Genomic DNA, 24244 nt, shown 5'->3' with positions numbered 1-24244 from the left:
GCTACTCCGGGGGCCGCGCCCGGACGATGGTGATCAGGCGGTCGGTGGCCTGCAACGGGCTCGCCTCCGGATCGTCGTAGCCGATCAGCCGGTGGCCGCGCAGCACCGAGACCACCAGGTCTTCCGTCTCCCGGACCGACCTGCCCACCTCCGCCTTGACGACCGTGCGCTCCACCAGGTCCAGTCCGGTGCCCTGCTGGATCAGGTCCTCGATCACCGCGCCCGCGCTGGGGCTCTGCACGCTCATGCCCAGCAGCCGGCCGGCCGCGCTGGCGCTCGTGATCACGGCGTCGGCGCCGGACTGGCGGAGCAGCGGGGCGTTCTCCTCCTCCCGGACGGCGGCCACGATGTTGGCGCCCTTGTTGAGCTGCCGCGCGGTGAGCGTGACCAGCACGGCGGTGTCGTCCCGCTGGGTGGCGATGACGAACTGCCGGGCCCGCTGCGCCTCCGCGCGGAGCAGCACGTCGCTGCGGGTGGCATCGCCCACGACGCCCACGAAGCCCTCGGAGTTGGCCGCCTCGATCACCTTGGGATTGGGGTCCACGACCACCACCCGGTCCTTCGGCAGGCCGGTCGCGCGAAGGGTCTGCACGGCGGAACGGCCCTTGGTGCCGAAGCCGACGACGACGGTGTGGTCGCGCAACGCGGACCTCCAGCGGTTGAGGCGGTACTGCTCGCGGGTGCGCTCGGTGAGCACCTCGAGGGTGGTACCGACCAGGATGATCAGGAAGAGCACGCGGAGCGGGGTGACCAGCAGGATGTTGGTCAGCCGCGCGCTGTCGCTGTGCGGGACGATGTCGCCGTACCCGGTCGTCGACAGGGTGACGGTGGAGTAGTAGACCGAGTCGAGGAAGTCGACGCTGCCGTCGGCGTTGTCGTGGTACCCCTCGCGGTCCGCGTAAACGATGGCCACCGTGGCGACCAGCACCAGCAGCGCCAGCAGCATCCGGCGACCGACCTGCCGCAGCGGGCTGCCCGCCACGAGGTGGGGCAGCTGGACCCGGAGTCCGCGGTCCTCGGGCGGGCGGGCGGCGGAGTCGTGCGCGGGCAGCTTCACGAGGTGCTCCAGGGCGGGGTGGTGGGGCGGCCGCCGCGGAGTCCGGGTGGCGTGGGAGGCCAGCCGTCGGCGGCCCCGGGGGGCCGGGTGTCCGGGTTCGCGGCGGCCCACGGCAGGCGCAGGACCTCGACCGCCTCCCCGCGCTCCGCCCCGCCGGGCGGGATGGCGGCGAGCCCGTCGGCCAGCGCCAGGCCGCGCAGCATGGCGGGGCCGCTGAAGCGCAGCGGAACCGCTTCTCCGCCGCGGTGGGCGACGGGGACGAGGCGGGTGTCGCGCGCGTGACCGGGCACGGCGGCGGCCAGCGGGGCCGCCGAGCCGGGCGCCCCGGGCGCCGGGCGTGCGCTGAGCCCGTGGAGCAGCGGCTCGGCCAGGGTCAGCAGCCCGGCGACGGCCGCGAGCGGGTTGCCGGGCAGCCCGACCAGATACTGGTGGGGCAGGGGGTGTTCGGGTGCCGGGCGCTTGGCGGTACGGCGCTTCCTACCGGCGCGCTGGGTCTCGCCCCCGTCGACCCCGCCGCGCGGCAACCGCGCCAGCAGCATGGGGTGGCCGGGGCGTACCGCGACCCCGTCGACCAGCAGCTCCGCCCCGAGCCGGCGCAGGGTCGGATGGACGTGGTCGACCGGGCCGGCGGCGGTGCCGCCGGTGGTGAGGACGAGGTCGGCGGAGGACGCCTCCACCACCGCCGCGTACAACGCCTCGGCGTCATCGGGGACATGGCGGGTGGCCAGCACCTCCGCCCCGAGCGCCGCCAGCCAGGGGCCGAGCATCGGACCCAACGCGTCACGGATCCGGCCGCTCTCCGGCAACCCGGCGGTCAGCAACTCGTCGCCGACGACCAGCACTTCCACGCACGGCTTGCGGGCGGTCTCCAGCTCGTCGTAGCCGGCGGCCGCGGCGAGACCGAGCACGGCGGGCGTGATCAGCGTCCCGGCGGACAGCAACCGGTCGCCCTCGACGCACTCCTGGCCGCGGGGCCGGATGTCCTGCCCGGGGACGACGGGGTGCGCCGGGCGGGCGCGCAGCCAACTGCCGACGCCCCCGCTCTCGTCGACGACACCGTGCTCGGTGCGCAACACGGCGGTCGTCCCGGGCGGCACCGGGGCCCCGGTGGCGATCCGCACCGCGTGCCCGTCGGCGAGCGGCGCCGCCCGCCCGTCGCCGGCGAGGATGCCCCGCGCCGTCCGCTCGCCCTTGCCGGGCGCCGGCAGCCGCCACGGTCCGGGCCCCGCCAGGGCCCAACCGTCCATGGCGGAGGTGTCGAAGGAGGGCAGGTCGGTCAGCGCGGTGAGCGGGGCGGCGAGCACCTGTCCGAGCGCCTCCGCCAAGGGGCGCTTCACGGTCGCCGGCATCCCGGCGCCACCGGGCTGGTCCTCGCGGCCGACGGCCTCGGCCGCCCAGGCGCCGCCCGCGTCAAAGGCGAGGCGGCGGGCGGCCGCCCAGGCCAGCGCCCCGGACCGGGGCTTGGGGTGCTGGCCGGGCTCACTCGGCCAGCCGGAGCCACCTGAGCCCCCAGGGCTGTTGGGGCCGTGCGAGTTGTGGGGGCTGTGCGCACTGTTGGAGCCGAGCGGGCCGCCGGAACCGTGCGCACCACCGGAACCATGCGGGCCGCCCGAGCCGTGCGGGCCGGTCGAACCGCCGGAACCGTGCGCACTGCCGGAGCCGTGCGGGCCGATCGAACCGCCGGTGGCATGGCGCTCGCGAGGGGGCCGCGGGTCCTGGCCACCCTGCCGCTCCCCCCGGCGCTCCCCCTGTCGCCCACTCCGACCATCGCGGTCGTCGCGGCTGTCGCGGCTGTCCCGGCCGTCGCGGCCGTCGCGGCTGCCCTGGGTGCGGCCGGCATGGCCGTCCATGCCACCGTCGCGACCGGAGTGGCTGGAGCTACCGGAGTTACCGGAGTAGCCGGAGTAGCCGCCGTAGCTGGAGCGCCCGTCGCCTTCGGCGTGGCGAGCCCGGGCGGAGGGGCCATACCCGTCGCGGGCGTCGCGCGCGCTCCGACCGTCGCGGGCATCCCGACCGTCGCGGGCGTCGCGCTCATCACGACCATCGCGGTGAGCGCGGTCATCGTCACCCTGGCGGCGATCGCGGCCGTCGCTCAGTCCCAGGACGTCGCCGTACGGATCGTCGTCGCGGGCGGAGCGCCGCCTCCCGCCCGCCCCGGCCCGCGGTGGCTGCGGCTCCCGGCTGCTCGGACCGTTCCACATCCCGAGAACGTCGTCGTACGGGTCCTCGGCCGCCGCCGAGAAGCGACGCGAGCCGCGCGTGGCACCCGCGGCACCCGCCCCCTCGAAGTCCCCGGGCTCGCTGTGGCCCTGGGCCGCGCCGGGCTCGCCCCGGCCCTGCGCGGGGCCGGTCTCCGCACGCGGCCGACGCCCCTCGTTGGCGAGCGCCAGCGCCTGTTCGAGCTCGCGATCCACGTCCCGCTCCGTCATCCCGCGGACTGCCCGGGTGCCGCGCTGCCACCGGTCCGGTCGGACTCGCCGGCCTCCCCGAATCCACCGGACCGGCCCGTGCCACTCGACTGGCCCGGGTCACCAGGCTGGCCCATGCCACCGGACTGGCCCGCGCCACCCGTCTGGCCCGCGCCACCGGCGGCGGGCGTCCCGGCGGCGTCGGACTCGGTGGCGCCGGACTCGGTGGCCTCCGCCGCCCACCGCGCGGCCAGGTCGGTGGCCTTCCGCATCGCGTCGGCGAGGGCTTCGGGGCCACCGCCCCGCTGCGCCGCCGCGTAGCCGACCAGGAAGGTGGTCAGCGGGGCGGCGGGCCGCGCCACGCCGTGCGCGGCGTCCCGGGCGAGGTCGAGGAGCGCGGCGGTGTCGACATCGAGGTCGACCCCGAGCTCGGCCTTGACTGCGGTGATCCATTCATCCAGCACATGCCCATGCTCCCTGATGCGCGCGCGGGCGGCGCCGATGTCGTCCCAGGTGTCGCAGTCGAAGGAGGCGGTGGGCTGGTGGAGGCGGCCGAGCGACAGCTCCGCGGTGAGCAGCCGCAGCGGCAGCCCGGAGAGGGTGCCGTGCTCGGCCGCCAGCAGTCCGAGCTCGCGGCGCAGGGCCTCGGCGCGGTAGACGGCGACCAGCGGCTGCTCCCGACCGGAGGCATCGGTCGACAGCACCCCGTCGCCGCCCGCGGCGCCGCCGAGCCCGGCGCGGAGCGCCCGTACCGTCGCGGCGGTGAGAAACGGCAGGTCCGCGGAGACGACCAGGACGACCGGGGCGGTCACCTCACCCAGGCCCGCCGCCAGCGCGGCCAGCGGTCCGCCGCCGGGCGGTGCCTCGCGTGTCCAGCGCACGGGCCGCCCGGTGGTGCGGCGCGGCCCGACCACGACCGTGCGCCCGGCGTCCGCGCAGGCGCTCAGCACCCGGTCGAGCAACGGCCGTCCGCCCACGCTCAGGCCGGGTTTGTCGGCCCCGCCCAGCCGCCGCGCCGCGCCTCCGGCCAGCACCACCGCGTCATATCCACCCGCGCTCACCCCACGAGTATGGCCGCTCCGCGCGGCGGCGCTACAGCGTCCGCAGCAGCATCACCGGCCGCTCGACGCAGTCCGCCACGTACCGCAGGAACCCGCCGGCGGTCCCTCCGTCGCAGACCCGGTGGTCGAAGGTGAACGACAGCTGCACCACCTGCCGCACCGCCAGCTCGCCCTCGTGCACCCACGGCTTGGGCACGATCCGCCCCACGCCCAGCATGGCGGCCTCGGGGTGGTTGATGATCGGCGTGGATCCGTCGACTCCGAAGACCCCGTAGTTGTTGAGCGTGAAGGTGCCGCCCGTCAGCTCCGCGGGGGTGAGCCTGCCCTCCCGGGCCGCCTCCGTCAGCCGCCCCATCTCGGCCGAGAGGTCCTCCGCGCTCCGGGTGTGCGCGTCCCGTATGACGGGCACCACCAGCCCGCGGTCGGTCTGCGCGGCGAACCCGAGGTGCACCGAGGGCAGCCGGACGATCTCCCGGGCCGCCATGTCGACGGTGGCGTTCAGCTCGGGGTAGCGGGCCAGCGCCGCCGTGCAGATCCGGGCCAGGAGCGCGAGCAGCGACACCTTGGCACCGCCGGCCGCGTTCATCGCCGCCCGCGCGGCGAGGAGTTCGGTCGCGTCGGCGTCCACCCAGCAGGTGGCGTCGGGGATCTCGCTCCGGCTGCGGGAGAGCTTGTCGGCCACCGTGCCGCGCAGGCCGCGCAGCGGCACCCGCTCCTCGCCCGGCACCGTCGCGACCGCCGCGGGGGCCTCCTGGAGCCGCGCCGCCGGGACCGGCTCGGCAGCACGGCCCGCGCGGACCACCCGCTCGACGTCGGCCCGCAGGATCAGGCCCTCCGGTCCGCTGCCGCGCACCTCCCGGAGATCCAGCCCGTGCTCGCGCGCCAGGCGCCGCACCAGCGGCGAGATCACCGGGATGGGACCTTCCGGAGCGCTCTGCGGCCGCGCCATCACGCCGACGGCCGCGGGGGCCGCCGAACCGCCGGAGACCACCGACCGTGCGGAGCCGGCGTCACCCCCGGAGCGGGCCGCGGAGGCGGCGTCCGCGCGGGGCGCGGAGCGGGCGTGGGCGGCGGCGCCGTCCCAGGCCCCGGTGGCCGGGGCGCCCGACGGGAGCGACCCCGCTCCGGGCACCCGACCCGGACCCGTCGGCCGGATCCGCCGACGACGGGCGGCGGGAGCCCCCGTGCCGTACCCGACGAGGACGTTGCCCGAGCCCTCGTCGGCGCCTCCCCGAGCGCCGCCCGCGCCGCCCTCGGCGCCGTGGCCCTCCGCGCCGCCGTCGCCCTCGGCAGGCGCGCCGTCGCCGTGGACCGTCGGCACCGCGACCGTCAGCAGCGGGGCGCCCACCGGCAGTTCGGTGCCCTCTTCACCGAACCGGGCGGTCACCACCCCGCCGTACGGGCAGGGCACCTCCACCATCGCCTTGGCCGTCTCCACCTCGACCACCAGCTGGTCGACGGTGACGACGTCACCCACCTCGACCAGCCAGCGGACGATCAACGCCTCGGTGAGCCCCTCCCCGAGGTCGGGCAGGGTGAACTCGCGCACGACGGGCATCAGCCCACGCTCCCCTCGGTCCAGTCGGACTCCCACTGCAGGCGGGCCACGGCGTCCAGGACCCGGTCCACGCCGGGCAGATGATGCCGCTCCAGCATCGGCGGCGGATACGGGATGTCGAATCCCGCGACCCGCAGCACGGGCGCCTCCAGGTGGTGGAAGCAGCGCTCCGTGATCCGCGCGGCGATCTCCCCTCCAGGACCGCCGAAGCCGGTGGACTCGTGCACGATCACCGCCCGTCCGGTGCGGCGGACCGAGGCGCAGACCGTCTCGTCGTCGAAGGGCACCAGCGAGCGCAGGTCGACGACCTCGAGGTCCCACCCCTCCGCGCGGGCCGCCTCCGCGGCCTCCAGGCACACGGGCACGGACGGTCCGTAGGTGACCAGCGTGGCCGCGCGGCCGCCGGGCACCGAGGCGCGGCGGCGCACCACCGCGCGGCCGATCGGCGCGACCTCCTCAGGGTGGTCGGGCGACCAGTCGGCCTTGGACCAGTACAGCCGCTTCGGCTCCAGGAAGACCACGGGGTCGTCGGAGGCGATGGCGGCGCGCAGCAGCCCGTAGGCGTCGGCGACGGTGGCCGGGGTGACCACATGGAGGCCGGGGGTGGCCATGTAGTACGCCTCGGAGGAGTCGCTGTGGTGCTCCACGCCGCCGATGCCGCCGCCGTAGGGCACCCGGACGGTGATGGGCAGCGGCATGGCTCCGCGCGTCCGGTTGCGCATACGCGCGACATGGCTGATGAGCTGCTCGAACGCCGGGTAGGCGAAGGCGTCGAACTGCATCTCGACCACCGGCCGCAGCCCGTACATCGCCATGCCCACGGCGGTGCCCAGGATCCCCGCCTCGGCCAGCGGGGTGTCCGTACAGCGGTCGTCTCCAAACTCCTTGGCGAGCCCGTCGGTGATCCGGAAGACCCCGCCGAGCGTGCCGACGTCCTCGCCCATGACATGCACGGTCGGGTCCGCGGCCATCGCGTCGCGCATGGCGCGACCGAGCGCCTGCGCCATGGTGGCGGGCTTACGGGCGGTCTCCACGGCCGTGGCGGTCATCGTGTCCCCTCCTGGGCCTCGTTCTCGCGGTCTTCCTGGCCCTCGGCGTCGAGCTCGGCGCGCAGCTGCGCCGCCTGCTCGCGCAGTTGGTCGGTCTTCTCCGCGTACACGTGCTCGAACAGGTCCATCGGGTCGAGGACCGGGTCCTCGTTCATCCGCTCGCGCAGCGCCGCGGCCATCGCCTCCGCGTCCTGGCGTATCGCCTCGACGCGGTCGTCGTCGATGAGGTCCCGCCTCCTCAACTCCGCGGTGATCAGGTCGATGGGGTCGTGGCCGCGCCACGCCTCCAGCTCCTTGTCCGAGCGGTAGCGGGTCGCGTCGTCGGCGTTGGTGTGCGCGTCGACGCGGTAGGTGATGGCCTCGACCAGGGTGGGGCCGCCGCCCTCCCGGGCCCGCCGCACGGCCTCGCCCAGCACCTGGTGCACGGCGGCCGCGTCGTTGCCGTCGACCAGCCGGCCCGGCATGCCGTACCCGACCGCCTTGTGCGCCAGGGACGGGGCGGCGGTCTGCTTGGCGAGCGGCACGGAGATGGCGAAGCCGTTGTTCTGCACCAGGAAGACGACGGGGGCCTGCCAGACCGCCGCGAAGTTCAGCGCCTCGTGGAAGTCGCCCTCGCTGGTGCCGCCGTCGCCGACCAGGGCGAGCGCCACCACGTCGTCCCCCTTGAGGCGCGCGGCGTGCGCGAGGCCGACGGCGTGCGGCAGCTGGGTGGCCAGCGGGGTGCACAGCGGGGCCACCCGGTGCTCGTGCGGGTCGTAGCCGGTGTGCCAGTCGCCTCGCAGCAGCGTGAGCGCCTGCACCGGGTCGAGGCCGCGCACCACGGCCGCCAGGGTGTCGCGGTAGCTGGGGAAGAGCCAGTCCTGCTCCTCCAGCACCAGCGCGGCGGCCACCTGGCACGCCTCCTGACCGGTCGAGGAGGGGTAGACGGCCAGTCGGCCCTGGCGGGTGAGCGCGGTGGCCTGGGTGTTGTACCGGCGACCGCGCACCAGCTCCGCGTAGAGCCTGGTCAGCAGGTCGGGCGAGACGTCGTCGGCGGCTGAGGTGCCCAGCAGACGGTACGGCTCGGCGTCGGGCAACAGCGGCGCGGCGTCGACGCGGGGGCGCCAGGCGGGCGGGGGCGTGGGCCGGTACGCACCGGGCTGCTCAAGGACCGTCATGGCGACCTCAACCTCCTCATCGTCGGGGAGTGGGCAGGGCCTCACGGCCCTCCCCTACCGATTGTTCGGTCGATGGCACATTTTGGCTACAGGCGACGGCGGCCTGTGGACAAACGGTTCTCCACAGCCTGAGATGAAAGCAGGGCGTCCATGAAGGGGAGGCGGGACGGTATGCAGGGCGAACAGATGGCCAGTTCCGGTGAGAAACCCCCGGCACGTCCCCTCGACCCGATCGACCGCGACATCCTGCGCATGCTGCAGGCCGACGGCCGCGCCTCGATACGCTCAGTCGCCGAGCATGTACACATCTCGCGCGCCAACGCCTACGCGCGGATCAACCGGCTGCTGGACGACGGGGTGATCCGGGGCTTCACCGCCCGCGTCAACCAGGAGCGGGCCGGGCAGGGCGCGTCGGCCTACATCACGCTCAAGATCGTGCAGAACTCCTGGCGCACGGTCCGCGAGAAGCTCGGCGAACTGCCGGGTGCCGCGCACATCGCCCTGGTCAGCGGGGACTTCGACGTCCTGCTGCTGGTCCACACGCCCGACAACCGCTCCCTGCGCGAGCTCGTCCTCACCCGCATCCAGGCCATACCGGAGGTGCTGAGCACCCGCACCCTGCTGGTCTTCGAGGAGACGGACCTCGACGCGGAGCCCTGACGGCGGCGCGGCGATCTTTGGGGCGGCTCGAGACCAGCACGGCGGACGGCGGCGCGCGCGGGCTTCAGGGCGCTTCGGGACCGACACGACGGAAGGCGGCGCGGGCGGGCTTCAGGGCGGCTCGGGACCGACACGACGGACGGCAGCGCGGGCGGGCTTCAGGGCGGCTCGGGACCGACACGGCGGACGGCGGCGCGGGCGGGCTTTAGGGCGGCTCGGGACCGGCACGGCGCACGGCGGCCCGACACGGCGGTCGGCGAGGCGGCGGACGCCGGCACCGCGGCACCGCGTCCGCCGCTTCCCGCCGCGGTGATCGCCGGACCGGCGCGTCCTCGCCCGGTCGGGGACACGCCCTCGTCCGGTCGGGAAGGTCGTCGGGGCCGGCGGGGCCGGCGGCGTGGCCGCGGCGAGCGGGAGTGTGGACGGCCGCCGGAGGTGGCGGGACCGTACACGGGCGCGCCGGCGCGGGGCGCAGCCGTGCGGCTCCCGGTCCATACGCAAGCGCGTAAGCGCCGGGCGTGCCGTACGGATCGGGTCCGTATGGCACGCCCGGCGTTGTTCGGGAGCGGGGCCCTTCGCGGGCCGGTGCGGGCAGGCCGGGGCCGAAGCGCCCGATCCGCAGGCCGCCGGTTCGATCAGGTGCGCAGGCCGGCGAAGGCGGTGCGGACCACGGCCTCGGCCACGTCTTCGCTGCTGGCGACCCCGCCGCGGTCGGGCCGGTACCACTCCACGATCGAGTTGATCATTCCGAAGAGCAGTCGGGTCGCCAGCCGCGCGTCCACGTCACCGCGCAGGTCGCCGTCGGCCGCGGCCTGCTTGAGCAGCTCGGCGACCTCGTGGTCGAACTCGCGGCGGCGCGCCATCGCCCACCGCTCGGTGTCGGTGTTCCCGCGCACCCGCAGCAGCAGGGTGACGTACGGCAGCTCCGCCATGAGCACCTCGGCGGTGCGCCGAGCCACGTACTCCAGCCGCTGCACCGCCCGGCCCTCGACCGCGCCGGGCTCCTGGAGGATGCCGAAGAGCCCGTCCAGGGCGCGGGTTATCGCCCGCTGGAGCAGCTCCTCCTTGCCCTTGACGTGGTGGTAGATGGAGGACTTGGAGATCCCCGCGGCGCGTGAGAGGTGCTCCATCGAGGTGCCGTCATAGCCCCGCTCGTTGAACACCTCGACGGCGACCGCGAGCAGCGAATCCGGCGTGTAGGTGTCGCGCTTGGCCATGGTCATGAGGAAATCACATCCTTCGCGCCGGCGTCGTCGGTGTCCGTGTCGCGGTCACCGTCGTCCGCGTCGACGGCCGCGAACGCCGCCTCGCACAGCGCCAGGCACGGGGCGTAGCGACCGGTCGGGTAGCGCTGATGAAGCTCGTCGAGGACGTCACGGGCCCAGTCGGCGCCCAGCCGCCGCCCCCACTCGACCGGCCCCAGCGGGTAGTTCACGCCGAGCCGCATCGCGGTGTCGATGTCCTCGGCGCTCGCCACGCCCCGGGCCACGGCGTCGGCGGCGAGGTCCACGAGCATCGCGACGGTACGGGCCACGATCATGCCGGGGGTGTCGCCGACCAGGCTGACCTGCTTGCCCAGCGCCTGGAAGAAGCCGATGGACTCCGCGCGGGTGCGCTCGGTGGTGTCGCGGGCGGCGGACAGGGCGATCCGGGTGGCCGCGCGGTAGTCCAGCGCCAGGTCGAAGTAGACGACGTCCCGGAACTCCATCGAGGTCTGGCCGTCGGCCAGCACCAGCTGTCCCCCGCCGGGCAGCACGAACCGGGTGCCCCGGTCCTCGTCCACTTGGCGCACCTCGATGCCCGCCTCGCGCGCCAGGGCGATCAGCTCGGCGGCGGGCCCCAGATCGCCCTCGACCACGACGTGCGCCGGGGGCTCCGCGGGCGGCGCGGTGTGCGGCAGCGGGCGTTCCGCGCCGTCCGCGTAGTCGTACCAGCCGCGACCCGTCTTCCGGCCGTGCAGCCCGGCCTCCACCAGCCTCCGCTGCGCCAGGGAGGGCGTGAACTTCGGGTCCTGGAAGAAGGAGGTCCACACCGATCGGGTCACCGCCTCGTTCACGTCCTGGCCGATCAGGTCGGTGAGCTCGAAGGGCCCCATGGCGAAGCCGCCGCACTCGCGGAGCACGGCGTCGATGGTGGCCGGGTCGGCGACCCGCTCCTCGTAGACCCGGAACGCCTCGGCGTAGAAGGGGCGGGCGATCCGATTGACGATGAAGCCGGGGGTGTCGGTGCAGCGCACCGGCGTCTTCCCCCAGCCGGCCACGGCGGCGTACGCGCGGTCGGCGGCGGCCGTGTCGGTGGCGAAGCCGCTCACCACCTCGACCAGCGGCAGCAGCGGAGCCGGGTTGAAGAAGTGCAGGCCGACGACGCGCCCGGGCACCCGCAGCGCACCCTGCACGGCCGTCACCGACAGCGAGGAGGTGTTGGTGGCCAGCAGGCAGTCGTCGGAGACGACCGTCTCAAGCGCGGTGAACAGCTGCTGCTTGGCACCGAGTTCCTCGAGGATGGCCTCGATGACCAGGGCGCAGTCCGCCAGCCCGGAGAGCTCGGCCACGGGGTGCAGCCGGGCCCGCGCCGCGTCGCGCTCGGCGGCCGAAAGCCCGCCCTTGGCGACCAGCCGGTCGAGCCGGGCCATGATCGCCCCGGCGGCCGTCTCGGCCCGTCCCGGGGCCACGTCGTGAAGTCGCACGGTGTGGCCGGCGACCAGCGCCACCTGGGCGATTCCCTGCCCCATGGTGCCGGTGCCGACGACGGCGACGGTGCTCGTGCGCGCAATCCCCAGGGTGTCTTCCCGGTCGTTCGCAGTCATGCCGCTCATCCTCTCGGACAAGTTGTCCACAGCTTCGACAGGCCCCCTTGTACCGACCGATCGTTCGGTTAATCTATCTCTGTCGGCACGCCGTCGCCCACCGTTCCGCACCATCGACCGCACCCGGGGCACCCTCCGCGCCCCGATCCATGGAGCTCACCGAGGAGTTGGTCAGTCGTGACCGCCGGATTCACCACAGCGCAGTTGATCGAGAAGCACCGCCCCACCCTCGACCAGGCCCTGGACGCGATCCGCACGCGGGCGTACTGGTCGCCGCACCCCGAGCACCCCAAGGCGTACGGAGAGGGCGGCAGCCTGAGCGCCGCCGACGGCCAGGCGGCCTTCGAGGCGCTGCGCGGCAAGCGCCTGGAGCTGGACCAGCCGGGGACGGTCGGCTGGACCGGCGGCGAGGTCTCGCCGTACGGGATCGATGTGGGCGTGGAGTATCCGCACGCGGACCTGGACGTGTTGCTCCCGGCGATGCGGGCCGGGATGGCGGCCTGGCGGGATGCCGGGCCGGAGGCGCGCGCGGCGGTCTGTGTGGAGATCCTGTCGCGGATCAGCGCCCGCACCCATGAGTTCGCGCACGCCGTCATGCACACCAGCGGCCAGGCCTTCATGATGGCCTTCCAGGCGGGCGGGCCGCACGCGCAGGACCGTGGCCTGGAGGCGGTGGCGTACGCCTTCGCCGAGCAGACCCGCACCCCGCAGACCGCCGACTGGTCCAAGCCTCAGGGCAAGCGCGACCCGCTGGAGCTGCGCAAGGCGTTCATCGCCGCCCCGCGCGGCATCTCGCTCCTGATCGGCTGCAACACCTTCCCCACGTGGAATGGCTACCCCGGCCTCTTCGCCTCCCTCGCCACGGGGAACGCGGTGCTGGTCAAGCCCCATCCGCGGGCCGTGCTGCCGCTGGCGCTGACCGTCCAGGTGGCGCGCGAGGCGCTGCGCGACGCGGGCTTCGACCCCAACCTGGTCGCCCTGGTCGCCGAGCGGCCCGGCGAGGGCATCGCCAAGACCCTCGCGGTGCGCCCCGAGATCCGCATCATCGACTACACGGGCTCGACCGCCTTCGGCGACTGGCTGGAGGCCAACGCCCGCCAGGCGCAGGTCTTCACCGAGAAGGCCGGCGTCAACACCGTCGTCATCGACTCCACCGACGACTACAAGGGGATGCTGGGCAACCTGGCCTTCTCCCTCTCCCTCTACAGCGGCCAGATGTGCACCACCCCGCAGAACCTGCTGATCCCCCGCGACGGGATCACCACCGACGCCGGGCCCAAGAGCTTCGACGAGGTCGTCGCCGACCTGGCGGCGGCCGTCGGCGGGCTGCTGGGCGACGACGCCCGGGCCAACGCCCTGCTGGGAGCCATCGTCAACCCCCAGGTCGGCGAGCGCCTCGACGCGGCGCCGGGCCTCGGCGAGGTGGCCCTCGCCTCCCGTACCGTGGCCAACCCCGACTTCCCCGGCGCCACCGTACGCACGCCGGTGATCGTCAAGCAGGACGGCGCGCGCAAGCAGTGGGAGGGCACCGAGGAGCCGGCCTATCTGGCGGAGTGCTTCGGACCCGTCTCGTTCGCCGTCGCCGTGGACTCCACGGCGGATGCGGCCGATCTGCTGCGTCACACGATCCGGGAGAAGGGCGCCATGACGGTCGGCGCCTACACCACCTCGGCTGAGGTGGAGCGCCTGATGGAGGAGGCGTGCCTGGAGGAGTCGGCGCAGCTCTCCCTCAACCTGACAGGGGGCGTGTACGTGAACCAGACCGCCGCGTTCTCCGACTTCCACGGCACCGGTGGCAACCCCTCGGCCAACTCCACGCTGTGCGACGGCGCGTTCGTCGCCACCCGCTTCCGCATGGTGGAGGTCCGCCGCCAGGGCTGACCCTCGGGGTGGCCGGGCCTCGAGGCGTCGAGGCCCGGTCGACCCGGTCCACCAAGGCCGGCCGACGCGGTCCCGCACAGCGGCCGGCGTGGTCGTCCCGCCGGCCGACACGGTCCCTCCGCCGGCTGGCGCGGTCGTCCCGTCCGGCTAGCGCGGCCCTCCCCAATGGAAGAGCGTCATGGCCACGCTGGTCGCGAGGTTGTAGCTGGAGACCTGGGGCCGCATGGGGAGCGAGAGCAGCCGGTCCGCCCGGCCGCGGAGCTCCGGGGAGATGCCGTGCCGCTCGGAGCCGAAGGCGAGCAGCGCGTCGTCGGGGAGGACGACGGATCGGATGTCCTCCCCCTCCGGGTCCAGGGCGTACAGCGGACCGGTGGGCAGCGCGTCACGGTCGACGTGCTCCACGGCGGTGGCGTAGTGGAGGCCGGCGCCCGCGCGCACCGCGTTGGTGTGCCAGGGGTCCAGGTCGCCGGTGGTGACCACCCCGGTGACGCCGAAGCCGGCGGCCAGCCGAACCACCGCGCCGACGTTGCCGAGATTGCGGGGGTTGTCCAGCACCACGATCGGCGCGGACCTGGGGCGCCGGTCCAGCGCCTGCCGGTTGTCCGCGCGGGCGCGCCGGGTCGCCAGCGCGGCGACCTGGGTGGCGTGCCCCTTGGGCACCAGCTCGCGCAGGGCTTCCTTCGGCACCTCGACCACGCGGTCGTCGAGCGCGCCCGTCACGTCCTCGGCCAGCCCGGCGGCCAGAGCCAGCACGGACTCCTTGTCGCTGGTGATCGCGCACCGGATGTCCGCCCCGAAGCGGAGGGCGTGCTTCAGAGCGTGGAAGCCGTCGAGCAACACGGCGTCGGGGGCGGCCTCGCGCCATTGCCGAAGGGCACGCGCGGCTTCGTGGTCGGTCACTTCGTCAGCCTACGGCCCTGGCCGTCACCGGCCGACGCGCGGCCTTCGCTCCACGCGGGCGACACGACCCGCCGCGGCCACGCCCCCTCGGACACGCCCGTCCGCGGCACTTTCCGCCTCCGGCACTCCCGTTCCCGGCACACCGGGTGTGGTCGCCGCGGGGCCGGGCAGGAGCCGGTCTCGTATCCGCCGGACGCGGCCCCCGAGCCAGCGCAGCGCGCTCGTCGGCAGGAAGACCGAGTCCGCCGCGATCATCGCCAGAGAAAGGAAGGGCAGGCCCAGGGCGATCGCGATCCCGATGTGTTCCATCACCATCACGGCGAGCAGGACGTTCTTCACACGCCGGTTGAAGAGCGTGAAGGGGAAGGCGACCTGGACGGCGACGGTGCCGTATGTCAGCGCCATCACCAGCAGACCGTTGTCGGCCAGTTGGTCGGCGAGGCCGGGCCAGGGAGAGAAGTAGTCCAGGTGCAGCGCGTAGTAGAGCGCGGTGCCGTCCTGCCAGCGACTGCCCTGGATCTTGTACCAGCCGGCGGTCGCGTAGATCAGACACACCTCGGCCATGATCACCAGCAAGGCGCCGTTGTGCACGAGGTTCGCGAGCGCGTCCAGGACGAGGCGCGGCTCTCCGGGCGCGTACCGCCGTGCCAGCCACCAGGCCGCGTGCACCAGCCACAGGCCCCACAGCACCGCGGCCCAGCCCAGACCGGGGAGCGGGCCGCGGGCGGTCCAGGCCAGGTCGGCGTCGGTACCGAGGTGGACCACGGCGAGTGCGATGCCGGTCGCAGCCCAGAGCACGATGCCGGCCCTGTCAGGTGGAAGCCGGCCCTCCCGCTCCCGCGCGGCCCGCCGGGCCGCGCGGCGCGCGTCCAGCGACCAGACCTGGCCGCATCGCGTGAGCACCAGGTAGGTCGCCATCAGATGGACGACGTTGTCCCCGCCGTCCCCGATGAAGATGCTGCGGTTCTGCAGCGACAGCACACCGATCATGAAGAGCACGGACATCGTCCGGGTGCGCCAGCCGAGCAGCAGCAGCGCGCTGGAGGCGAGGGACAGGCCGTAGACGATCTCGAACCACAGCGTGCCGCTCGACCACATCAGCGCGCTGAAGGCGTGGTTGGCGTCGAGCACCTGACGGGCCATGTCCCAGTCCAGGGGGGCGTCCGGCCCGTACAGCTGGCGTCGGTGCGGCCACTCGCGCACCAGGAAGGCCAGCCAGGTGAACGCGAATCCGATGCGTATGACGGCGGTCTGGTACGGGCCGAGCGCGGAGCCGGTGACCCGTGCGAGGCCCCGCCCGAAGGCCGCCTCGACCGGCGCACTCAGGCGGGCGGCGACGGACGACCGCGCGGAGCGGGCAGCGGAACCGGCGGGGCCCGCGAAGCCCGGAGAAACACCGGGATCCACCGGGCCTCCCGCCCGCGAGGGCAGGCCAGCACCACCCTGCGGCGGCACCGAGGCACCGCTCCGCGGCGGCACCGTTGCACCGGTCCGCAAGGGAACACCGGCACGGCCCTGCCGCGGCACGGCGGACGGCGGCGCGGCAGGCGGAGGCGGTACGACAGGCGCCGGCGGCAGGGCGGGCGGCGGCAGGGCGGGCGGCGGCGGCACGGCTGGTGCCGCCTGCCCCGCGCCGCCCGCGGGACCCGCCTCGGGGCCGACGGCGAGGTCGGCCGGGCGGGGCGTGGAGCTGACGGGAGCGGGACCGGACCCGGGTTCGAGCCCTGGATCACGCTCGGGGTCGAGATCGGGTTCGAGCTCGGAAGCAGGATCCGGATCGGGATCACACTCGGGATCGGGGACAGGGACACCCGCCGCACCAGCGTGGTCGCGCGTCGGCCCGCCCCCGAGCTCGCTTGCGCGGGAGTCCGCGGGGGTGCCGGATTCCGCAGGAGCGGCCGGGGCGATCGCCGGGTCCGCCTCGGGGTCGGGGGCGCCGGCGGGGATGGCGGGGTCGGTCACCGGTTCGTCCCTTCCGGCAGGTCGGCTTCGGTCACCGGCCACCAGGGCAGGACCCTGTGGAACGGCTTCGTGTTGATCTTCTCGTCGCTCCACGGCGGCGGGGCGACCGGCGTGGTCACCGAACGCACCTGCACCCGCTCCACCGTGCCGCCGCCCTCCTTCGCCCCGAGGCGGTACATCACGATCCGCCGCAGATACCGCTCGAAGAGCAGGGCGCGCTCGGTCACCGGCTGCTCCCTGGCGTCGTGCGAGCCCGCGTAGAAGTCCCAGGCGCGGCGCAGCACGTTCTGCTGCATGTGGCTGGGCAGCAGGTTGTGCCGGATGGCCGCGCCGTCCTGCGCGGACAGATCGACCCAGTCGGTGACGGCGGTCCCGCCGTCGGGGGTGCGGATCTCGGCGCGTGCCTGGACGGCGATGTTCTGCTGGAGCGGATTGGGGGCGAAGAGCTTCCAGTTCTGTTCGAACTCGGGGTAGACGTACTCGTCGATCAGGTCGCCGTGCTGCTTGCTGGCCGTGTTGGGCGGAGCGACGTGCAGAAAGACCATGGCCACGTGCACCACCGCGGCCACCGCGACGACCGCGACCGCCACCGCGACGATCAGTTGCGCGGGCGTGGAGAGCCCGGCCACGCCGCCCGGCTTCCCGGCTTCCGGCTCCATATCCCCGCCCCGATCCCCGTGCGGCCTGACCTGTACGCCCCCGGAACGGTACCCACAGGGACCCACCAGGCCCAGCGGGCCCGAGTTATCCACAGGGTTGACACCCTACGTGCCCTCGGCTCACCATTGAACCGAACGATCGGTCGGTTGGTCGGCCGGTCGCCCGGCAGCGAGGGGGCTTCGCATGACCACGATGGCGGCGGATGCCGCGGACACCGCGGCGTATGAGGCGGTGTTCGACGCCGCGCTGGCCGCGGAGGAGCGCATCGAGCCGCGTGACTGGATGCCCGAGGAGTACCGGGCGTCGCTGGTCCGGCAGATAGCGCAGCACGCCCACTCCGAGATCATCGGCATGCAGCCCGAGGCGAACTGGATCACCCGCGCGCCCTCGCTGCGCCGCAAGGCGATCCTGATCGCCAAGGTGCAGGACGAGGCCGGCCACGGCCTGTATCTGTACAGCGCCGCCGAGACCCTGGGGACCAGCCGCGAGGAGCTGCTCGACAAGCTCCACGCGGGCCGCCAGAAGTACTCCTCGATCTTCAACTACCCCACCCTCACCTGGGCCGATGTCGGCGCCATCGGCTGGCTGGTGGACGGCGCGGCGATCACCAACCAGGTGCCGCTGTGCCGCTGCTCCTACGGGCCGTACGCGCGCGCGATGGTCCGGATCTGCAAGGAGGAGTCCTTCCACCAGCGCCAGGGGTTCGAGCTGCTGCTGGCCCTCAGCCAGGGCACCGAGGAGCAGCACGCCATGGCGCAGGACGCGGTGGACCGCTGGTGGTGGCCGTCGCTGATGATGTTCGGCCCCCCGGACGACGAGTCGGCGCACTCCGCCCAGTCCATGGCCTGGAAGATCAAGCGCCACTCGAACGACGAGCTGCGCCAGCGCTTCGTCGACATCTGCGTGCCCCAGGCCGAGGCGCTGGGCCTCACACTGCCCGACCCGGACCTGCGGTGGAACGAGACCCGCGAGCACTACGACTTCGGCCCGATCGACTGGGACGAGTTCCGCCAGGTGCTGCGGGGCAACGGCCCGTGCAACGAGCAGCGGCTCTCCCAGCGCCGCCGGGCCCATGAGGAAGGCGCCTGGGTGCGCGAAGCGGCCGCGGCCTACGCCGCGAAGCACGGAGAGGCACGGTCATGAGCACGGGCGCGAACACACACCCCGCGGATGCGCGACAGCCGGACACCCGCCCGGAGGCGGCCGGCGATCCGGCCGAGTGGCCGCTGTGGGAGGTCTTCGTCCGCAGCCGGCGTGGGCTCAGCCACACCCATGCCGGCAGTCTGCACGCCCCGGACGCCGCCATGGCCCTGCGCAACGCGCGCGATCTGTACACCCGCCGCTCCGAAGGCATCTCGATATGGGTGGTGCCGTCGACGGCGATCACCGCCTCCTCGCCGGACGAGAAGGACCCCTTCTTCGAGCCCTCCGCCGACAAGCCCTACCGCCACCCGACCTTCTACGCCATCCCGGAGGGGGTGCGTCACCTGTGATCGCCGCACTCGCCCTGGGCGACGACGCGCTGGTGCTCTCTCACCGGCTGGGGGAGTGGGCCGGCCACGCCCCCGTGCTGGAGGAGGAGGTGGCCCTCGCCAACATCGCCCTCGACCTGCTCGGACAGGCCCGGGTGCTGCTGTCCATGGCCGGCGACGAGGACGAGCTGGCCTACCTCCGCGAGGAGCGGGCCTTCCGCAACCTCCAGCTGGTGGAGCAGCCCAACGGGGACTTCGCCCACACCATCGCCCGCCAGCTGTACTTCTCCACCTACCAGGAGCTGCTCTACGACCAGTTGGCCGCCGGCTCCGGACCCTTCGCCCCGCTCGCCGCGAAGGCGGTCAAGGAGGTCACGTACCACCGGGACCACGCCGAGCACTGGACGCTGCGGCTCGGCGACGGCACGGCGGAGAGCCATGAGCGGATGCGCGCGGGGCTGGAGGCGCTCTGGCGGTTCACCGGCGAGCTGTTCGAGCCCGTCGAGGGGTGCGAGGTCGACTGGACCGCGCTGCACGACGGCTGGTTGACCCGGGTCAGCGACGTCCTGGCCCGCGCGACGCTGTCGCTCCCCGAGGGGCCACGGCAGACCGCCTGGATGGCGGGCGGCGGGCGCCAGGGCATCCACACCGAGTCGTTCGGCCGGATGCTCGCCGAGATGCAGCATCTGCACCGCAGCCACCCGGGGGCGACATGGTGACCACGACCCCCCTGGAGGCGAGGCTGCTCGAGCTGGCGGGCTCGGTGCCCGACCCCGAGCTGCCGATGGTGACGCTGGCCGAGCTGGGCGTGGTGCGGGGCGTGCGGATGCTGACGTCCGGCCGGGTCGAGGTCGAGCTCACCCCGACCTACACCGGTTGCCCGGCGATCGAGACGATGGCCGCCGACATCGAGACGGTGCTGCACGACCACGGCATAGCCGAGATCGAGGTGCGCACCGTGCTCTCGCCGCCCTGGAGCACGGACGCCATCACCGATGAGGGCCGCCGCAAGCTGGCCGAGTCCGGGATATCCCCGCCGCGCCCCACCGGCCCCGCCCACGGCCCCGTGCCGCTGGCGCTGGCCATCCGCTGCCCCCACTGCGGCTCCACCGACACCGCGCTGCTCAGCCGCTTCTCCTCCACCGCCTGCAAGGCGCTGCGCCGCTGCGAGACATGTCGCGAACCGTTCGACCACTTCAAGGAGTTGTGATGGCCCGCACCTCGACCGCCGCGGTCCACCACGGCGCCTTCCACCCGCTGCGGGTGACGGCGGTCGACCGCCTGACCGCCGACGCGGTGGCCGTGACCTTCGGCGTGCCCCCCGAGCTGCGCGAGACCTTCCGCTACACCCCGGGGCAGCACATCGCGGTCCGCCGTGTGGCCAACGGCTCGGAGATCCGCCGTACGTACTCCATCTGCACCCCGGTCCTCGGCACCGAGGGGCCGGAGGCCGTGCAGGTCGGAGTGCGGCTGGTGGACGGCGGTGAGTTCTCCACATACGCCCTCAAGGAGCTGGCGGTCGGCGATGTGGTGGAGGTGCTGCCTCCGGCCGGCCGCTTCACCCTCGCCCCGCGGGCGGGCAGCTTCGCCGCGATCGTCGGCGGCAGCGGCATCACCCCCGTGCTGTCGATGGCGGCCACCCTGCTCGCCACCCGGCCGGACGCCCGCTTCTGCCTGATCCGCAGCGACCGCACGGCCGCCTCCACGATGTTCCTGGAGGAGGTCGCGGACCTGAAGGACCGCTGGCCGGACCGGTTCCAGCTGGTGAGCGTGTTGTCCCGGGAAGACCAGCAGGCCGGGCTGGTCTCCGGTCGGCTGGACCAGGAGCGGATGACCACGCTGCTCCCCACGCTGCTTTCGGTGGGATCGGTGGACGGCTGGTTCCTGTGCGGGCCCTACGGCCTGGTGCAGGGCGCGGAGCAGGCGTTGCGCGCTCTGGGCGTGCCGCGCGGCCGCGTCCACCAGGAGATCTTCCATGTGGACGACGGCGCCTCCCCCGCGCAACCGAGCCGCTCGGGACCCCCGGTGCACGCCACGCTGACCGCCACCCTGGACGGTCGCTCCGGCAGCTGGCCCGTCGAGGACGGCGAAACGCTGCTGGATTCGGTGCTGCGACACCGCGCGGACGCGCCCTACGCCTGCAAGGGCGGGGTCTGCGGGACCTGTCGGGCGTTCCTGGTCTCGGGCGAGGTGCGGATGGATCGGAACTTCGCGCTGGAGCCGGACGAGGTCGAGGCGGGCTATGTGCTGGCCTGCCAGTCCCACCCGGCGGGCGAGGAGGTGGAGCTCGACTTCGACCGCTGACGACGCGACGACGGCAGCGGCCGCCCGACACGGCGGTTGACGCCACCGAAGAGACGGCCGGCCCGATGCACCGGCGCGATGCACCGCACGGGCGCCGGCACCGGCGCCGGCACCTGCACCGACGAGGACCGTTCCCTTCTTCTAGAACCTGTTCTATCTTGACGGGCTGTCAGGTGGGGCTGAAGAGCTCCCTGACAGACCGTCGGAGCGGCAGGGTGCGCGGAGGGGACGGCGAGACGTGGACTTCACCTTCACCGAAGAGCAGCAGGCGGCCGTCGAGGCGGCGCAAGCCGTCTTCTCCGGGGTCGACCCGGACGGCGTTCCCAGCCCGGCCCGGGGACGCGGTGCGGTGGCCGAGGACTTCGACCGCCCCCTGTGGCGGCGTCTCGCCTCGGCGGACCTGCTCTCCCTCACCCTCGACCCCCGCTACGGCGGCGCCGGACTGGACCCCATCGCCCTCTGCCTGGTGCTACGGGAGGCCGGACGGGTCCTGGCCCGGGTGCCTCTGCTGGAGCACTGCGCCGCCGCGCTCACCGTGCAGCACCACGGCAGCGCGGAGCTGCGCGAGGCGGTGGCGGTCAGCGCGGGGCGGGGGGAGCGCGTGCTGACCGTCGCGGCCCACGGCCGCACCGGCCACGATCCGGCCGAACTCGCCGTCCGGGCGGACCACGACGGCGGCACATGGACCCTGGACGGCGTCCAGACCGCCGTCCCCTGGGCTCAGAGCGCCGACGATGTGCTGCTCCCGGCGCACACCGACACCGGTCGGACGGTGTTGGCCCTGGTTCCCCGCGGCCAGGAGGGAATGACCTTGGAGGAGCAGGTCTCCACCAGCGGGGAGCGGTACGCCCGGCTCCGGCTGGAGGCCGTACAGATCACCGGCCGCGAGGTCATCACGGCGGACGGCGCCTGGGAGCGGCTGCGTCTCCTGCTGACCACCGGCACCTGTGCGCTGGCGCTCGGTGTGGGATCGGCGGTACTGGATCTGACCAGCGGATACACCAGCAAGCGCGAGCAGTTCGGGTTCCCGCTGGCCACCTTCCAGGCCGTCGCCGTCCAGACTGCCGACCGCTATATCGACCTGCGCGCCATGGAGGCCACCTTGTGGCAGGCCGCCTGGCGGCTCTCCGCCGACGGCCCGGACACACCGGCCGCCCGCGGTGGGCTGCCGCTCGCCGCGGATGTCGCCGTGGCCAAGATCTGGGCCGCGGAGGGGGTGCGTCGCGTGGTGCAGACGGCGCAACATCTCCACGGCGGCTTCGGCGCCGTCACCGACTACGCGCTCCACCGCTACCACGCCTGGGCCAAGCAGCTGGAGCTGTCGCTGGGCCCCGCCGCGGCCCATGAGGAGGCGCTGGGTGAGCTGCTCGCCGCCCATCCGCCGAGCTGAGCCGGCACCTCCGAACGCGGGGAGCCGACGGACGCGATCGACCGTCACGGCCGAGGCGGCGCACCCAGCCGTTCACCCGCCACCGGTCCGCGGACACGCCGGCACCGGTGGCGCTCCGCCCCGGTGGCCGAGCCAGGAGCGGCGGAACGGGACGGGTGAGACGGGACGGGGGACGGTCAGATGACGCTGCCGGCGCCGCCCGCGGCGTCCACCACCGGTCGACCGACGGCCGCCCAGTGCTGCATGCCGCCACCGACGTTCACCGCGTCCACGCCCTGCTGCAGCAGATACGCGGCCACCTGGGCTGAGCGACCGCCCGCGCGGCAGATCACATAGACCGTGCCATCGGCGGGGGCCTTCTCGGTCAGCTCGCCGTAGCGCGCCACGAACTCGCTCATCGGGAGGTGCAGCGCTCCCTCGGCGTGCCCGGCAGCCCACTCGTCGTCCTCCCGGACGTCCAGCAGGAATCCATCAGACGGCACCTCGGCGGCCGCCACCTCGGGCACCCCGGCAAACTGCATGATCCGTACCTTTCTCGCGTCGCCTCGGACCTGAGGAACTTAACCCACCAGCTCCGCCAGGCGGGCTTCCTTCTCGGCGACCTGGGCGAGCAGCTGTTCGGCGATCTCCTCCAGCAGCCCGTCCGGGTCCTCCGGTGCCATCTTCAACATGGCGCCGATGGCGCTGGACTCCAGCTCCGCGGCCATCGCCGCCAACCGCTCCTTGCGCTCGGCCAGCCACTCCAGCCGCGCGTACAGCTCCTCGCTGCGGCTCGGCCGTCGCTCCGCCGGGCGCGGCCCCGCCGCCCACTCCTCGGCCAGCGCCTGGAGCACGCCCTCGTCGCCGGCGGCGTAGGCGGCGTTGACCCGCACGATGAACTCGCCGCGCCGCCGCCGCTCCGCCTCGTCCTCCGCGAGGTCGGGGTGCGCCTTGCGAGCCAGCTCACGGTAGAGGCGCCGGGCCTCCTCACTCGGCCGCACCCGCGCCGGCGGCCGCACCGGCTGCTCGGTGAGCATCGCGGTCGCCTCCGGGGACAGCCCCTCGGAGTCCATCCAGCCGTGGAACAGCTCTTCGACCGAAGGCATCGGCAGCACCAGGCCCCGTGCCTCCCGCGCCCGACGCTGATCCTCGGGGTCGCCGGTGCGCGCCGCGACCGCCTCCGCGATCAGCGCGTCGAGCTCGTCCAGCCGCGAGTACATCGGGCCGAGCCGCTGATGGTGCAGGCGGGAGAAGTTCTCCACCTCGACCCTGAAGGTCTCCACCGCGATCTCGAACTCGATCAGCGCCTGCTCCGCGGCCCGCACCGCGTGGTCCAGCCGTCGTGTGCCCTCGTCCTGCGCCGGCTCCGCCGCCTCGTCGGCAGACTCGGCGGACCGCGCGGCCGCCGTCCCGGACTCGGTGGACTCGGTGGGGCCGGGGTCGGCGGGCTGCCCAGCCGGCTCGGTGGGCTCGGCGGGCTCCGAGGCGGTGTTCTGCACCGTCTCGGCCGCCGTCTCGTTCTCCGGCCGCGACTCCGCGGCCGAGGCCGACTGGCGGGCGTGCTGCGCTTCCGGGTTCGTCACCCGCACAGCCTACGTCCGGCGACCGTCGCCGGACGTCAACGGCTTCGCCCACCGGTCACCGACCCAGACCTACGCGGCCACCCGACCGGCCCAGGGAAGGCGGGCCCACCCCGCTCGCCGGGCCGCCCCGCTCGTTGGCCCACCCTGCTCGTTTGGCCCACCCCGCGCGCCGTGTCACCCCCCGCTCGCCGTGCCACCCCGCGCGCCGGGCCCACACCGCTCGCCAGCCCGCCACGCGCCCTGCCCAGACCGGCTGCTCCGCGCGCGGTCCCGGTTCCAACGCCCCGGACCACGCCCGCGCGCCACCCGTATCGCACCCGGCCCCGGACCCGGACCCGTTCTGGGCCCGGACCCGTT

At 74.1% G+C, this 24244-nt stretch carries 21 protein-coding genes; 8 read left to right on the top strand and 13 right to left on the bottom strand.

Features of this window, described 5'->3' with window-relative positions:
• Position 1: 1 nt before the first annotated feature.
• The 6 genes from LRS74_RS16820 to pdhA all read right to left on the bottom strand — a co-directional run bounded on the left by LRS74_RS16820 (position 2) and on the right by pdhA (position 8290).
• Positions 2-1057, bottom strand: coding sequence for a potassium channel family protein (locus LRS74_RS16820; RefSeq protein ID WP_277741759.1), 1056 nt, complete (start codon positions 1055-1057; stop codon positions 2-4).
• The gene (locus tag LRS74_RS16815) at positions 1054-2730 is read right to left on the bottom strand and encodes a molybdopterin molybdotransferase MoeA (RefSeq protein ID WP_277744791.1); all 1677 of its coding nucleotides are present in this window, start codon (positions 2728-2730) and stop codon (positions 1054-1056) included. The genes LRS74_RS16820 and LRS74_RS16815 overlap by 4 nt, the downstream gene beginning before the upstream one ends.
• Positions 2731-3482: 752 nt before the next feature.
• Complete coding sequence (locus LRS74_RS16810) at positions 3483-4526, bottom strand: NTP transferase domain-containing protein (RefSeq protein ID WP_277741758.1); 1044 nt, start codon at positions 4524-4526, stop codon at positions 3483-3485.
• 31 nt (positions 4527-4557) lie between these two features.
• Positions 4558-6084: a dihydrolipoamide acetyltransferase family protein gene (locus LRS74_RS16805; RefSeq protein ID WP_277741757.1), complete on the bottom strand. Its 1527-nt coding sequence runs from the start codon at positions 6082-6084 to the stop codon at positions 4558-4560.
• Complete coding sequence (locus LRS74_RS16800) at positions 6084-7133, bottom strand: alpha-ketoacid dehydrogenase subunit beta (RefSeq protein ID WP_144383192.1); 1050 nt, start codon at positions 7131-7133, stop codon at positions 6084-6086. The genes LRS74_RS16805 and LRS74_RS16800 overlap by 1 nt, the downstream gene beginning before the upstream one ends.
• Positions 7130-8290: a pyruvate dehydrogenase (acetyl-transferring) E1 component subunit alpha gene (gene pdhA / locus LRS74_RS16795; protein WP_277741756.1), complete on the bottom strand. Its 1161-nt coding sequence runs from the start codon at positions 8288-8290 to the stop codon at positions 7130-7132. Before pdhA ends, LRS74_RS16800 begins: the two co-directional genes overlap by 4 nt.
• A gap of 171 nt (positions 8291-8461) precedes the next feature.
• On the opposite strand from pdhA, the gene LRS74_RS16790 reads away from it, so the two are divergent.
• Positions 8462-8950 (top strand): Lrp/AsnC family transcriptional regulator, encoded by a 489-nt coding sequence (locus tag LRS74_RS16790; protein WP_277741755.1) that lies wholly within the window; start codon positions 8462-8464, stop codon positions 8948-8950.
• Between the two features lie 635 nt (positions 8951-9585).
• Here the strand turns inward: LRS74_RS16790 and LRS74_RS16785 are convergent.
• Both LRS74_RS16785 and LRS74_RS16780 read right to left on the bottom strand, forming a co-directional pair.
• Positions 9586-10173, bottom strand: a complete 588-nt coding sequence (locus LRS74_RS16785; protein ID WP_144383189.1) for a TetR/AcrR family transcriptional regulator — start codon at positions 10171-10173, stop codon at positions 9586-9588.
• Positions 10170-11756 (bottom strand): 3-hydroxyacyl-CoA dehydrogenase, encoded by a 1587-nt coding sequence (locus LRS74_RS16780; protein WP_277741754.1) that lies wholly within the window; start codon positions 11754-11756, stop codon positions 10170-10172. The genes LRS74_RS16785 and LRS74_RS16780 overlap by 4 nt, the downstream gene beginning before the upstream one ends.
• Positions 11757-11933: 177 nt before the next feature.
• On the opposite strand from LRS74_RS16780, the gene paaN reads away from it, so the two are divergent.
• Positions 11934-13637 carry a phenylacetic acid degradation protein PaaN gene (gene paaN, locus LRS74_RS16775; RefSeq protein ID WP_277741752.1) on the top strand — a complete coding sequence of 568 codons (1704 nt, stop codon included), beginning with the start codon at positions 11934-11936 and terminating at the stop codon, positions 13635-13637.
• 147 nt (positions 13638-13784) lie between these two features.
• Here the strand turns inward: paaN and LRS74_RS16770 are convergent, their stop codons facing one another.
• From LRS74_RS16770 to LRS74_RS16760, 3 genes are all read right to left on the bottom strand, one after another.
• Positions 13785-14537 carry a TrmH family RNA methyltransferase gene (locus LRS74_RS16770; protein WP_277741751.1) on the bottom strand — a complete coding sequence of 251 codons (753 nt, stop codon included), beginning with the start codon at positions 14535-14537 and terminating at the stop codon, positions 13785-13787.
• Positions 14538-14561: 24 nt separating this feature from the next.
• The gene (locus tag LRS74_RS16765; protein ID WP_277744790.1) at positions 14562-15863 is read right to left on the bottom strand and encodes an HTTM domain-containing protein; all 1302 of its coding nucleotides are present in this window, start codon (positions 15861-15863) and stop codon (positions 14562-14564) included.
• A 632-nt stretch (positions 15864-16495) separates the two neighbouring features.
• Positions 16496-17158, bottom strand: coding sequence for a DUF5819 family protein (locus LRS74_RS16760; protein WP_277741749.1), 663 nt, complete (start codon positions 17156-17158; stop codon positions 16496-16498).
• Between the two features lie 184 nt (positions 17159-17342).
• Here LRS74_RS16760 and paaA point away from each other — a divergent pair, with 184 nt between their 5' ends.
• The 6 genes from paaA to LRS74_RS16730 all read left to right on the top strand — a co-directional run bounded on the left by paaA (position 17343) and on the right by LRS74_RS16730 (position 22325).
• Positions 17343-18302: a 1,2-phenylacetyl-CoA epoxidase subunit PaaA gene (gene paaA, locus LRS74_RS16755; RefSeq protein WP_144383184.1), complete on the top strand. Its 960-nt coding sequence runs from the start codon at positions 17343-17345 to the stop codon at positions 18300-18302.
• The gene (paaB, locus tag LRS74_RS16750; RefSeq protein ID WP_277741747.1) at positions 18299-18652 is read left to right on the top strand and encodes a 1,2-phenylacetyl-CoA epoxidase subunit PaaB; all 354 of its coding nucleotides are present in this window, start codon (positions 18299-18301) and stop codon (positions 18650-18652) included. The genes paaA and paaB overlap by 4 nt, the downstream gene beginning before the upstream one ends.
• Positions 18649-19350, top strand: a complete 702-nt coding sequence (gene paaC / locus LRS74_RS16745; RefSeq protein WP_277741746.1) for a 1,2-phenylacetyl-CoA epoxidase subunit PaaC — start codon at positions 18649-18651, stop codon at positions 19348-19350. The genes paaB and paaC overlap by 4 nt, the downstream gene beginning before the upstream one ends.
• Positions 19344-19841 (top strand): 1,2-phenylacetyl-CoA epoxidase subunit PaaD, encoded by a 498-nt coding sequence (gene paaD, locus LRS74_RS16740; RefSeq protein WP_277741745.1) that lies wholly within the window; start codon positions 19344-19346, stop codon positions 19839-19841. Before paaC ends, paaD begins: the two co-directional genes overlap by 7 nt.
• Positions 19841-20935 (top strand): 2Fe-2S iron-sulfur cluster-binding protein, encoded by a 1095-nt coding sequence (locus tag LRS74_RS16735; protein WP_277741744.1) that lies wholly within the window; start codon positions 19841-19843, stop codon positions 20933-20935. The genes paaD and LRS74_RS16735 overlap by 1 nt, the downstream gene beginning before the upstream one ends.
• Before the next feature lie 238 nt (positions 20936-21173).
• Complete coding sequence (locus tag LRS74_RS16730) at positions 21174-22325, top strand: acyl-CoA dehydrogenase family protein (RefSeq protein ID WP_277741743.1); 1152 nt, start codon at positions 21174-21176, stop codon at positions 22323-22325.
• A 176-nt stretch (positions 22326-22501) separates the two neighbouring features.
• Here LRS74_RS16730 and LRS74_RS16725 read toward each other — a convergent pair whose 3' ends face one another.
• Together LRS74_RS16725 and LRS74_RS16720 are read right to left on the bottom strand one after the other, a co-directional pair.
• Positions 22502-22846: a rhodanese-like domain-containing protein gene (locus tag LRS74_RS16725; RefSeq protein ID WP_144383179.1), complete on the bottom strand. Its 345-nt coding sequence runs from the start codon at positions 22844-22846 to the stop codon at positions 22502-22504.
• A 39-nt stretch (positions 22847-22885) separates the two neighbouring features.
• The gene (locus LRS74_RS16720) at positions 22886-23887 is read right to left on the bottom strand and encodes a hypothetical protein (protein ID WP_277741742.1); all 1002 of its coding nucleotides are present in this window, start codon (positions 23885-23887) and stop codon (positions 22886-22888) included.
• Positions 23888-24244 lie beyond the last annotated feature (357 nt).

Source organism: Streptomyces sp. LX-29, from assembly GCF_029541745.1.
GTDB lineage: Bacteria > Actinomycetota > Actinomycetes > Streptomycetales > Streptomycetaceae > Streptomyces.
This window is presented reverse-complemented; position numbering and strand designations above follow the sequence as displayed.

What these genes read in the sequence shown, in the direction of transcription:
- LRS74_RS16805 (WP_277741757.1), bottom strand. Translation starts at nt 6,084, where the DNA reads ATGCCCGTCGTGCGCGAGTTCACCCTGCCCGACCTCGGGGAGGGGCTC.
- LRS74_RS16800 (WP_144383192.1), bottom strand. Translation starts at nt 7,133, where the DNA reads ATGACCGCCACGGCCGTGGAGACCGCCCGTAAGCCCGCCACCATGGCG.
- pdhA (WP_277741756.1), bottom strand. Translation starts at nt 8,290, where the DNA reads ATGACGGTCCTTGAGCAGCCCGGTGCGTACCGGCCCACGCCCCCGCCC.
- LRS74_RS16790 (WP_277741755.1), top strand. Translation starts at nt 8,462, where the DNA reads ATGCAGGGCGAACAGATGGCCAGTTCCGGTGAGAAACCCCCGGCACGT.
- LRS74_RS16785 (WP_144383189.1), bottom strand. Translation starts at nt 10,173, where the DNA reads ATGACCATGGCCAAGCGCGACACCTACACGCCGGATTCGCTGCTCGCG.
- LRS74_RS16780 (WP_277741754.1), bottom strand. Translation starts at nt 11,756, where the DNA reads ATGACTGCGAACGACCGGGAAGACACCCTGGGGATTGCGCGCACGAGC.
- LRS74_RS16760 (WP_277741749.1), bottom strand. Translation starts at nt 17,158, where the DNA reads ATGGAGCCGGAAGCCGGGAAGCCGGGCGGCGTGGCCGGGCTCTCCACG.
- paaA (WP_144383184.1), top strand. Translation starts at nt 17,343, where the DNA reads ATGACCACGATGGCGGCGGATGCCGCGGACACCGCGGCGTATGAGGCG.
- paaB (WP_277741747.1), top strand. Translation starts at nt 18,299, where the DNA reads ATGAGCACGGGCGCGAACACACACCCCGCGGATGCGCGACAGCCGGAC.
- paaD (WP_277741745.1), top strand. Translation starts at nt 19,344, where the DNA reads ATGGTGACCACGACCCCCCTGGAGGCGAGGCTGCTCGAGCTGGCGGGC.
- LRS74_RS16735 (WP_277741744.1), top strand. Translation starts at nt 19,841, where the DNA reads ATGGCCCGCACCTCGACCGCCGCGGTCCACCACGGCGCCTTCCACCCG.
- LRS74_RS16725 (WP_144383179.1), bottom strand. Translation starts at nt 22,846, where the DNA reads ATGCAGTTTGCCGGGGTGCCCGAGGTGGCGGCCGCCGAGGTGCCGTCT.